The following is a 10756-nucleotide window of genomic DNA, read 5'->3' on the forward strand; positions in this document are numbered from 1 at the left end:
TAATCGCGCTTCATTAAAAGAAGCCGAAATGCCCAAGCTCTATGCTGTTTTAAAAAGGGGGTGCCTTATGAAACGAATTCAGGATAAACCAACAGTAGATGTTCCAGATATCAAAACACCGATTTTACGCTGTCGAGACTTATTTTTATTTCCGTTGTTGAAGGATGCCAAGCTGCTCGCAGGTGGAAAGGGTTTGGATAACCTCATAGAGCGGATCAACGTTATGGAGGTTCCTGATGTCATAGATTGGGTCAAACCAGGTGAGTTCTTAATGACAACTGGCTACCCTTTTAGAGATAATGCGGAAGCGCTTATTGAATTAATCCCTCAGTTGGTGAAAAAAGGTGTTTCTGCACTTGGTATTAAAACAAAACGATTTATTCACGAAATCCCATCACAAGCACTGGAAATAGCTAATCAATTAAATTTCCCTATTATCGAATTACCAGTTGGAACTGTATTTTCTGATGTTGTTCGTGACGTCATGGAACGTGTGCTTTTTCATGAAGTGGAGCAAATATCTATTCTACAGGAACGGATTCAAGCGATGTCCAGTGTATTGTTAGATGGCGGGGGCATGAAGGATTTATTAAAACGTTTGGAGCAATTATTAGGGAATCCCATTGTATTATTGGATTCCTCCAATCGATTAGTGACATCTGATGCAACAGCAATTCTTTTTGAAGAGCATCTATTAGACGAGTCTTGGCAAGAGCTGAGGTATTTACCTGAAATGGGCAGTGGCTATTTAAAGCTGGATGGTAGACAAATTCGAATTTATATGTCGGATATTCCGGGAAAACGTCGTCTGCATTCCTTGCTTATTTTATTGGAGTGGCGGCAGGAAGTAGTCCCTCTTGATTGCTTGACACTGGATCGCACCATAACCATAGCTGGCCTTGAAATGATGAATATCGAGGCGAAAAGGCAGGTGGAATCGCAATATATCGATCAATTTATCCAAGATTGGCTTTTGGGGAGATTTCACAATTTATCTGATTTGCGAATAAGGGCGGAGGCCTGTGGTTGCTATAATGTGCTCCAAGGAGGTTATTCAACAGCTATTGTTCGCATGGCGGATTCTAAGCCCTCCGTTGCAGAATTGCATGAGCTTCTGGAAATGCTGAGGAGAGCTGTGAAGCTGGAAGGCAAAGAAATTTATACGGCGATTATTGAAGGGGAGGCCATATTGGTCATTCCTTGTAACGAAGATAACTCCAACTTAAACCTAAACCCAATAAATCCGAGTAAGATTGTACATCTCTTACGTAAGCTGCAGCATAATGATCGCGTAAGTCTATGTTTGGGAAAGCGAGTGGATAAACCAGAGGAGCTGAATACCAGCTATCGTGAGGCAAAACAAATTCATAAAATCAGCATAATTTGTGCGCTGGACCAGTCGGTTTTAACAAATGATGAATTAGGTGTTTATTCGTTGTTGTATTTACTCCCAGAGTGTGAGGAGGTTAATCATTTTCAGAAAAAATTCCTGCAGCCGCTGTTAGATTATGATGCTAAACATGACACTAATCTGGTGGAGACGCTGCAAATGTATTTTCAAGTTAATCGCAATATGAAACAAACAGCAGAACGACTATTCACACACTATAATACCGTCATCTATCGGCTTGAGCGCGTTAAAGATATTCTGGTCATGGATCTGGAAAATCCAGAAATTCAGCTGCAGCTGCAGCTAGCGTTAAAACTTCATCAAATGCGTGTATAAGAACTCGCAAACCAACCAAACTAGAAAGGAGGTACAAAAAAAGGGGCGTCTACGATGAAATTTGGAGTGGCTGTTTTACTAGTATGTTTATTCATGAGTGGCTGCAGCCAAACTTACCATTCGGCCATTCATTCACCCAACCAAGTGCAAACGCTCGAACAGCCAGGAATCCAAACACCGTATAAAATTTCGAATGGTCTTACAGGGTTTCTGCAGGATGAATGGACATTCTCGGTATCGCCAACCACAGTGCCAAAGCCTGCTAAAAAGCCAGTGCTAAAACCAAAGCCATCTCCCGCACCAAGAATAACGCAAAAAAAGAAGAAAGAACCTTCCATACCGGCTCAACAATCACAGCAAAAAAAGCTAACCTTACCCCAGCTTCGACTTAAATACCCACAATTCTTCCGTCTCAACGGCTCCAATCATGAAAGCAAAATTGCTTTAACTTTTGATGATGGTCCAGATAACAAATATACACCACAGATCCTTGATGTTTTGCAGAAATATCATGTGAAGGCAACCTTCTTCGTGTTAGGTATCCGTGCACAAGCTAACCCTTCTATTATTAGGCGTATAGTAAACGAGGGGCATGCTATTGGAAACCACTCTTACGACCATGCTAATCCAGCAAAAATGACAGAAGCTCAGTTTGAAAAACAATTTACGCAAACACAGCTGATTTTAGATAAATTAATTGGATATGAGCCTAAGTTAATTCGAACACCCTATGGGGCTATTCAAGAAAATCAACTCAAATGGGCTGCTAAAAATGGATTAATTGCTGTCAATTGGGATATCGATTCTTTGGATTGGAAGGAATTAAGTGACTCACAGGTTGTAGCTAACATAATGGAACACACACATAAAGGTGCGATTATTCTTCAACATTCTGCAGGCGGGGATAGTCAAGATTTATCGGGTACGCTTAAGGCTTTGCCTATTGTGATTGAACAATTAAAAAAACAGGGTTTTAAATTGGTTACGGTACCCGAGCTGCTTCATTTGCCGGTAGCAAAATGAGGTGCATTCTTTCTGCACCTCATTCATTCAATCTCGGCTAATTTTATTATTCCATAATATAAATCTTTACATCCTGCATGCCAAACTTGGTTGCATCTGCTTTGGAAGTGGGAATGTAAATATCAACACGTTTACCACGAACACTGCTTCCTTGGTCAGTTGCTTTAGCGATCATTCCATTCGCAGGCAGACCGTTAAAGCTATATCCTGTGACATAAACAGTAGATCCCATAGGGATTACATCTGGATCCACGGCTATGGTGCCAAGTTTTAATGGATTGCCGAGGAAGTCAAACGCCCCCCATAAACCATTTTCTTCAGCTGATGCTGTGTAAGCTGTAGCCTTAACGGGTATAAGTCGGCTATATTTAATAGTTTTCCCAGATGAGGTTTCCAAGGTGTGTGCTTTAGCTGAGGCAGAATCTGTTGGGCTAGAAACTTGCTTTTTTACAGCTACATCTTTTTTCATTAAAGGTTGGACTGGTGCGCTTCGTTTAGCCTGAACGGGCTTTTCTCGTTTAGCTTGAATAGGCTGTTCGATCGTTTTTTTTGCTGTTTGTGTGGCTGCTTCAATGGTAGCTTTAAGAATTGTGGGTTGAACGGGTTGAGCCGTTACAGTTTTGGCTGCAACATTTTGAGGTTGAACTAACGTCAGAAGATTGTCTGCTTGCACATTACTATCCATCTGTTTGGCAAAAGCTACTTGTTTTTGAGGTTTTAATACGACTTGCTTCTGTTGCTGAGGTACGGCATACCAATTATTAGCTTTTGCTGTAGCAAGCGCAGTCCCCGCTAACAAACTAACGCTGAGGGTCAGACTTATGACGCATTTTCTGAAATTGGATTGCTCCATAGGTTTATAAATCTCCTTTTATACTGTTAACGGCAACTTGAACCTTGTTGTCTGTTACCAGTAGGTTTTGTCCTACGAGGTTAGTTGTCGGGTTTGGGTTGAGGATACAGCCCATCTTATAAGTAAAGATTCACCCCTAGCGGAAGGCAAAAGTCTGCATTCCGTAATAAATCATCCCCCGCACCTTCGGGAAGAAGGTTTCGGCATCTCTTAAGGCTACCATAGAGACAAACAAATCGAAACCCATAAAATATGGAAATCGCGCACGAATATTTTATTTTTCTGTTGAATCGTCTATAATGAAGAGAAAATTCCGGCAGATCCACTTCGGGGACAGCTGACGATAAAAGAGGTGTCAATCGATGAGTATCTCACTAAAAGATGTTGAGCATGTTGCGAAATTAGCGCGCTTGGAGCTAAGTGACGAGGAAAAACAAGTTTTTACAGAGCAGTTAAATAACATTTTGAAATATGCAGAGCAATTAAACGGCTTGGATACGGAAGGAATTGAACCTACGAGCCATGCTATGCCATTGTTAAATGTGATGCGTGAAGACATAAATCATACATCGCTACCGCTTGAAAAAGTGTTTCTAAATGCACCAGAGGAAGAAGAAGGTCAATTTAAAGTGCCGGCAGTATTAGAATAGATTTTGAAGGGAGATTTTAAGTTGTCTTTATTTGATCTTAAATTACAAGAAGTACATAATAAACTGCACAATAAGGAACTGACTGTAACTGATTTGGTAGAGCATTCCTACTCGAGAATTCATGAAGTTGAGGGCAAAGTGAAAGCTTTCCTTTCATTGAATGAAGATCAAGCCAGAGCAGCAGCTAAAAAACTGGACGAGCAATCTAATCCAGAGCGTGGATTATTATATGGCTTGCCAGCAGGGATTAAAGATAATATCTCCACAGAGGGCTTGCCTACTACCTGTGCAAGTAAATTCCTAGCCAACTTCACAGCAGTTTATGATGCTACTGTTATGGCTAAGCTCAAAAGCGCTCAATCAATTACAATTGGCAAGCTCAATATGGATGAATTCGCTATGGGTGGCTCAAATGAGAATTCAGGGTTTCATTTAACGCATAATCCTTGGAATTTAGAACATGTTCCCGGTGGATCCAGTGGTGGGTCCGCAGTTTCTGTTGCCTCTGGTGAAGTTTACTTTTCGCTTGGCTCAGATACGGGCGGTTCCATTCGTCAGCCAGCGGCTTATTGCGGGATTGTTGGCTTAAAGCCTACTTATGGACTCGTGTCACGTTACGGGCTCGTGGCATTTGCCTCTTCCCTAGACCAAATCGGTCCCTTAACTAAGAATGTGGAGGACTCTGCTTATGTCCTTCAAGCTATTGCAGGCCATGATCCAGCAGATTCAACTTCAGCAAAAGTGGATATTCCTGATTACCTAGCCAGCTTGACTGGTGACATTAAAGGCTTGCGAATCGCCGTACCTAAAGAATACATTGGCAAAGGTGTAGACCCGCAAGTAAAAGAACTTGTGATGAACGCGCTCAAAGTATTAGAAGGCTTAGGCGCAACGTGGGAAGAAGTTTCATTGCCACATACGGAATATGCAGTTGCAGCTTATTACTTGCTTGCTTCATCAGAAGCATCCTCAAACTTGGCCCGTTTTGACGGGGTGCGTTATGGAGTGAGAACCGATAATGCGGATAGCTTGATCGAAATGTATCGCAAATCCCGGAGCGAAGGCTTCGGTTCAGAAGTGAAAAGACGGATCATGCTGGGCACTTATGCACTTAGCTCTGGCTACTATGATGCCTACTATTTAAAGGCTCAAAAAGTTCGTACTTTAATCAAACAAGATTTTGATGAGGTATTTGCTAAATTTGATGTCGTTATCGGCCCGACTGCCCCAACTACCGCCTTCAAAATCGGTACGCAGGTAGATGATCCGTTAACGATGTATTTGAACGATATTCTCACGATTCCGGTTAATCTAGCTGGTCTTCCGGCAATTAGTATCCCTTGTGGATTTGTAGATGGACTTCCGGTTGGGCTGCAGATTATTGGCAAGCCTTTAGATGAAACGACCATTCTGCGTACAGCACATGCTTTTGAAATTCAGACTGACCATCATAAACAGCGTCCTAAGCTGTGAAAGGAGCAACCTAATGTTTGTGACCAAGAATGAATATGAAACTGTCATCGGTCTAGAGGTGCATGTCGAGCTTCATACCAAATCCAAAATATTTTGCGGCTGCCCCACATCCTTTGGCGCTCCGCCTAATACGCATACTTGTCCCGTTTGCTTGGGTCATCCTGGTGTTCTGCCTGTGCTCAATAAACAGGCTGTTGAATATGCCATGAAAGCAGCAATGGCTTTGAATTGCCAGATCGCGACAGAAAGCAAGTTTGATCGCAAAAACTATTTTTATCCGGATTCTCCTAAGGCTTATCAGATCTCACAATATGATAAACCTATAGGCGAGCACGGTTGGATTGATATTGAAGTAGGCGGAGTAACTAAGCGCATCGGGATTACCCGACTCCACTTGGAAGAAGATGCAGGCAAACTGACACATGTCGATGGCGGCTATGCTTCTTTAGTTGATTTCAATCGTGTCGGTACACCGCTAATTGAAATCGTTTCTGAGCCTGATTTGAATTCTCCAGAGGAAGCGAGAGCCTATCTAGAGAAGATTAAAGCGATTATGCAGTACTGCGATGTTTCCGATGTGAAAATGGAGGAAGGCTCACTGCGCTGTGATGCTAACGTCAGTATTCGTCCAGTGGGGCAAGAAAAGCTCGGAACTCGTACAGAGCTGAAGAATATGAATTCGTTCCGTGGTGTTCAAAAAGGCTTGGAGTATGAAGAAATTCGCCAGGCTGCTGTTTTGGACAGTGAAGGAACCGTTGTTCAAGAAACCCTGCGTTGGGATGAAGCACAAGGTAAAACCATCTCTATGCGCAGTAAAGAAGAAGCGCATGATTATCGTTATTTCCCGGATCCTGATTTAGTCAGAATGTATATAGATGACGAATGGAAGGCAAGAGTTCGTGCTTCAATTCCTGAATTACCGGATGCGAGAAAAGCGCGTTACTCTTCTGAGTTTGGTTTGCCAAGCTATGATGCTGCAGTAATCACAGCTTCTAAAGATATGGCTGATTTCTTCCAAGAAAGCCTGCAATATACCTCGGACGCCAAAGCCGTATCCAATTGGATCATGGGGGATTTGCTTGGGTTTATGAACGCTAATAGCCTTGAGCTTCCGCAGGTTAAGATTACGGGTCAAGGCTTGGGTGAGATGATCGGTTTAATTGAGCAAGGAACGATAAGCAGCAAAATCGCTAAAACGGTTTTTAAAGCTATGCTTGAATCCGGAAAGCTGCCTAAAATCATCGTGGAAGAGCAGGGGCTTGTGCAAATTAGTGACGAAGGCGCCATTCAGGCGGAAGTAGAGAAAATCGTTGCCAACAACCCGCAATCCGTAGCTGATTTTAAAGCAGGCAAAGAAAAGGCTATCGGCTTCCTAGTCGGGCAGGTTATGAAAGAGACCAAGGGGAAAGCCAACCCAGGTTTGGTTAATAAACTTATTCTTGAATGTTTAAATCGCCAATAATGATATGATTTTCTGATCAATTAATGGAGCGTTTCCTGTTTTGTAGAGCTATGACAATATTTACTTTGTCAGAATCTGCAACGGAAACGCTCTTTTTGAGTATAGTCTATATGTAGACAGGTTACTTTTGTGCTACAATAATGATAATCATAATCAGTGGGGGTGCAGTCATGGATATTTGGCACATTGATCCCTTGCATATAACCATTCGCCTTTTGCTTGCCTTGCTTCTTGGTGGATTAATTGGAGTGGAGCGGGAGCGCAATAGCCATCCTGCTGGCTTTCGCACTAATATCTTAGTTTGCTTGAGCTCGGCTTTAATTATGCTGCTTTCTATTTATGGCTTTGCTGATTTTGCTAACTCGGATATTGCCCGGTTGGACCCTGCTCGTTTAGCAGCTCAAGTTTTGCCAGGCATTGGATTTCTTGGCGCGGGCGTTATTATGCGTAATGGAATGTCGGTTTCGGGGTTAACCACTGCAGCTACTTTATTCATAGTTGCGGGGATTGGTCTTGCTGTAGGCGCAGGATTCTACTTTGCTGCTATTCTAGCCACGGTGATGGTTATTGTTAGTTTAACGGTTTTAAATGCGGTCGAGAAGAAATTTTTCCGAGCCAAACGTATATATACAATGAAAATTCAATTAGGTACCAAATCAGGCACCTTGGGCAGTATTTCTACATTTTTAGAAGGTAAGAGTGTAGATATCAGAAAGCTGCTTATTGAAGAAGAAGTACAAGATTCCAAAGATCCAATTTTTCATGTAACACTATCTTTGAAATTCCCTAGAAAATCAATTATTGTTCCGATTATGGAGCAAATTGGCCATATGAATGACGTTACAAGTGTAACGGTCGAATAAATTATGTATTGAATGGTGGTGTGTGTATATGATTTCTAGATTTGCTGAAGCAGTGGATAAACTCAAGACAACAGGGGTTCGGATGACTCCGCAACGACATGCAGTATTACAGTTTTTGCTGGATACGGTTTCGCATCCGACCGCCGATGAAATTTACAGAGCCTTAGAGAGCCGCTTTCCAAGTATGAGCGTGGCTACCGTTTATAATAATCTTAAGGTGTTTATTGACTCAGGTTTAGTCCGTGAGCTTGCTTATGGCGATAGCTCAAGTCGATTTGATGCCGACATGTCCAACCATTACCATGCCAAATGCACGCATTGTGGCAAATTGGTTGATTTCAACTATCCGGCGCTTGATCATGTGGAATCATCCGCAGCGGATGAAACAGGCTTTAAAATTCAAGGACATCGTTTCGAAGTGTACGGAACCTGCAAGAATTGTACGCCCGTAACTATACATTAAGGGAGTGAACCATGCGATTCGCTAGAATGCCCTCTTCCGAACCCCGACCTTTTCGCTGGCGTTGGGTTCTATTCTCGTTTTTCTTAATCCTCTTACTGCTGTCAGGAACAGCATTATATATAACATGGTTTAAAGACCAACCCAATGAAACCCATATCAAACGAGATTTTGGTGGCTTACAAAAGCCGATTTTTTATCAAGGTGAACTACTTAAACAGTCAGCAATCGGGGAGAAAGAATCGCTAAAGCTGCCTTTTGAAATTATTAAATCGCTTATTGATCCTACATTGCTTTATGAAGCTGAGAGTAACTCTATTATTCTAACAACCCAGGATAAAGTAGTACGATTAAAAACGAGCCAGTTGACAGGTGTCGTAAATGAGAAGCCGTTTACACTGCATTTTCCTGTGGAGATGAATAAGGATATTGTCTATTTGCCTATTGAACCGCTGCGTGAATATTACAATATAAATTTACTTGAATCCGAAGAGAACGGTGTTGTTTTTTTGCATAAAGAAGGTGATGTTACACAGTGGGGCAAAATCAAACAGGATCCTAAGGATATGGAGAAACAATATGCCTTGCGTTCTGACCCATCGACCGAAGCCCCAATCTATGCAGATTTGAAGCAGAATGCACCCATTATGATTTGGGAAGAAGTGAATGGCTGGTATAGAGCGCAGCTGGATAATGGCATTATGGGTTATGTAGCTAAATCAGAAGTGATTTTAGATCATATAGAAGTAGCGCCTAAATCTAAAGTCAAAGATAGCTACGTACCTTGGCGACCACTTGGAGGTAAGGTTAATCTGACCTGGCAGCAGGTATATTCTAAAAACCCAGATACGAGCAAGCTTCCGCCAATGCCTGGATTAAACGTAATTAGTCCGCAATGGTTTCATTTGATGGACGGGCAGGGGAATTTAAAGAATCTAGCAGATGCCGATTTTGTGCAGTGGGCGCATGGTCAAGGCTTGCAGGTTTGGGCGCTTTTTAGCAATGGTTTTGAACAGAAACAAACCACTGAGGCTCTATCAACCTATGATACTCGCTTTAATATGATTAAACAGCTGGTTAGCTTTGCTCAAATCTATCAGATTGATGGAATTAATATTGATTTTGAGAATGTAGCATTGAAGGATAAAGCTAACATTGTGCAATTTGTGCGTGAGTTATCCCCGTTTCTGCATGAGCAAGGACTTGTTGTTTCTATAGATGTAACAGTTAAAGATGGTTCTGATGTCTATTCTAAGTTTATGGATCGTCGCGCAGTTAAGGATTCAGTAGATTATATGATGGTTATGACCTATGATGAGCATTGGTCGACAAGTCCGATTGCTGGATCTGTCTCCTCGCTTCCTTGGGTAGAGGAAGGCATTGCGCAGATTATTGAAGAAGACGAGGTACCGGCATCCAAAATATTAATGGGGATCCCATTTTATACGCGTATTTGGACAGAATCTGGAGGTAAAGTTACTTCGAAGGCTGTTTCTATGGAAGTAGTTCAAACTCTAATCAAGGAAAAGAACCTGACTCCAGTCTTCGATGCTGAAACTGGGCAGAATTATGTGGAATATAAAGATGGCAATAAAACGATTAGAATATGGATTGAAGATGCGCAATCAATAGGCAGTAGAGTGGAGTTAGCGAAGAAGCTTGATTTAGCAGGAGTTGCATCATGGAGTCGTTCATTTGAAAGTCCGGATATTTGGACAGTTATCCAAGATGGGCTTGAGAAACGACCTTGAATCTGATTGATAATTAAAAACAGGCTTGCTTCCCTTTTGGGGAGCAAGCCTGTTTTTTGTGCTTAGTTATTCTTTGGCAACAGGTTTATTAGTATTAGCAAGCTCGGGGTCAAGTGTAAGAATCGTTTTACAGAACATGCAACGATCTGTTTTACCAATCATCTTAGTAGGTTTTGCGCATTCCGGACATTCAATGACGACTGCACTTGTAGATAACATTCCCGCCCAGAAATAAATCCCCATGCTAACCATAACGCTTATAAGCCCTAAAACTAGAAAAATTGCTGCGATAACTTGACCAATTACTCCCCAATCAAAAACAATTCCAGCCATTCCTATGATCATAATTAATAGGCCGCCCATCGTTAAAGCTAATCCCCACAATCGAAATTCATTCACTTTACTCGATTTAAAAAGCATTTTTTCAACTTCTTTCTTAGATTAAGGGTATGCGACTTTGATCCTATCTTTAGCAGGAAAATGAGTCTTCGTGTA

Annotated in this window: 10 protein-coding genes and 1 riboswitch; of the genes, 8 read left to right on the forward strand and 2 right to left on the reverse strand. The window is 41.8% G+C overall.

What is annotated here, in order from left to right:
* The first annotated feature begins 67 nt into the window (after positions 1-67).
* Entirely contained in the window at positions 68-1726 is a 1659-nt protein-coding gene (locus tag EHS13_RS06125; RefSeq protein WP_162462980.1) for a PucR family transcriptional regulator, read from the forward strand.
* Positions 1727-1780: 54 nt separating this feature from the next.
* Positions 1781-2749 (forward strand): polysaccharide deacetylase family protein, encoded by a 969-nt coding sequence (locus tag EHS13_RS06130; protein WP_227013816.1) that lies wholly within the window; start codon positions 1781-1783, stop codon positions 2747-2749.
* Positions 2750-2795: 46 nt separating this feature from the next.
* Here the strand turns inward: EHS13_RS06130 and EHS13_RS06135 are convergent, their stop codons facing one another.
* The gene (locus tag EHS13_RS06135; RefSeq protein WP_155699512.1) at positions 2796-3602 is read right to left on the reverse strand and encodes a 3D domain-containing protein; all 807 of its coding nucleotides are present in this window, start codon (positions 3600-3602) and stop codon (positions 2796-2798) included.
* Between the two features lie 53 nt (positions 3603-3655).
* Positions 3656-3818: riboswitch (cyclic di-AMP (ydaO/yuaA leader) on the reverse strand.
* Positions 3819-3964: 146 nt separating this feature from the next.
* On the opposite strand from EHS13_RS06135, the gene gatC reads away from it, so the two are divergent.
* The 6 genes from gatC to EHS13_RS06165 all read left to right on the forward strand — a co-directional run bounded on the left by gatC (position 3965) and on the right by EHS13_RS06165 (position 10261).
* Complete coding sequence (gene gatC / locus EHS13_RS06140; protein ID WP_155699513.1) at positions 3965-4252, forward strand: Asp-tRNA(Asn)/Glu-tRNA(Gln) amidotransferase subunit GatC; 288 nt, start codon at positions 3965-3967, stop codon at positions 4250-4252.
* 21 nt (positions 4253-4273) lie between these two features.
* Positions 4274-5725 (forward strand): Asp-tRNA(Asn)/Glu-tRNA(Gln) amidotransferase subunit GatA, encoded by a 1452-nt coding sequence (gene gatA / locus EHS13_RS06145; protein ID WP_155699514.1) that lies wholly within the window; start codon positions 4274-4276, stop codon positions 5723-5725.
* 13 nt (positions 5726-5738) lie between these two features.
* Positions 5739-7187, forward strand: a complete 1449-nt coding sequence (gene gatB, locus EHS13_RS06150; RefSeq protein WP_155699515.1) for an Asp-tRNA(Asn)/Glu-tRNA(Gln) amidotransferase subunit GatB — start codon at positions 5739-5741, stop codon at positions 7185-7187.
* A 170-nt stretch (positions 7188-7357) separates the two neighbouring features.
* The gene (locus EHS13_RS06155) at positions 7358-8050 is read left to right on the forward strand and encodes an MgtC/SapB family protein (RefSeq protein ID WP_155699516.1); all 693 of its coding nucleotides are present in this window, start codon (positions 7358-7360) and stop codon (positions 8048-8050) included.
* Positions 8051-8078: 28 nt separating this feature from the next.
* Positions 8079-8513: a Fur family transcriptional regulator gene (locus EHS13_RS06160; RefSeq protein WP_155699517.1), complete on the forward strand. Its 435-nt coding sequence runs from the start codon at positions 8079-8081 to the stop codon at positions 8511-8513.
* A gap of 11 nt (positions 8514-8524) precedes the next feature.
* Positions 8525-10261 carry a glycosyl hydrolase family 18 protein gene (locus EHS13_RS06165; protein WP_155699518.1) on the forward strand — a complete coding sequence of 579 codons (1737 nt, stop codon included), beginning with the start codon at positions 8525-8527 and terminating at the stop codon, positions 10259-10261.
* 66 nt (positions 10262-10327) lie between these two features.
* Here EHS13_RS06165 and EHS13_RS06170 read toward each other — a convergent pair whose 3' ends face one another.
* A complete protein-coding gene (locus EHS13_RS06170) occupies positions 10328-10681 on the reverse strand; it encodes a DUF2614 family zinc ribbon-containing protein (protein WP_155699519.1) in 354 nt (117 codons plus the stop codon).
* Between the last annotated feature and the right edge of the window lie 75 nt (positions 10682-10756).

It is taken from the genome of Paenibacillus psychroresistens, from assembly GCF_009728935.1.
In the GTDB taxonomy this organism is placed as follows: domain Bacteria; phylum Bacillota; class Bacilli; order Paenibacillales; family NBRC-103111; genus Paenibacillus_AC; species Paenibacillus_AC psychroresistens.

Excerpts from the sequence above, each read along its gene's own strand:
- EHS13_RS06125 (WP_162462980.1), top strand. The coding sequence starts at position 68 with ATGAAACGAATTCAGGATAAACCAACAGTAGATGTTCCAGATATCAAA.
- EHS13_RS06130 (WP_227013816.1), top strand. The coding sequence starts at position 1,781 with ATGAAATTTGGAGTGGCTGTTTTACTAGTATGTTTATTCATGAGTGGC.
- EHS13_RS06135 (WP_155699512.1), bottom strand. The coding sequence starts at position 3,602 with ATGGAGCAATCCAATTTCAGAAAATGCGTCATAAGTCTGACCCTCAGC.
- gatC (WP_155699513.1), top strand. The coding sequence starts at position 3,965 with ATGAGTATCTCACTAAAAGATGTTGAGCATGTTGCGAAATTAGCGCGC.
- gatB (WP_155699515.1), top strand. The coding sequence starts at position 5,739 with ATGTTTGTGACCAAGAATGAATATGAAACTGTCATCGGTCTAGAGGTG.
- EHS13_RS06155 (WP_155699516.1), top strand. The coding sequence starts at position 7,358 with ATGGATATTTGGCACATTGATCCCTTGCATATAACCATTCGCCTTTTG.
- EHS13_RS06160 (WP_155699517.1), top strand. The coding sequence starts at position 8,079 with ATGATTTCTAGATTTGCTGAAGCAGTGGATAAACTCAAGACAACAGGG.
- EHS13_RS06165 (WP_155699518.1), top strand. The coding sequence starts at position 8,525 with ATGCGATTCGCTAGAATGCCCTCTTCCGAACCCCGACCTTTTCGCTGG.
- EHS13_RS06170 (WP_155699519.1), bottom strand. The coding sequence starts at position 10,681 with ATGCTTTTTAAATCGAGTAAAGTGAATGAATTTCGATTGTGGGGATTA.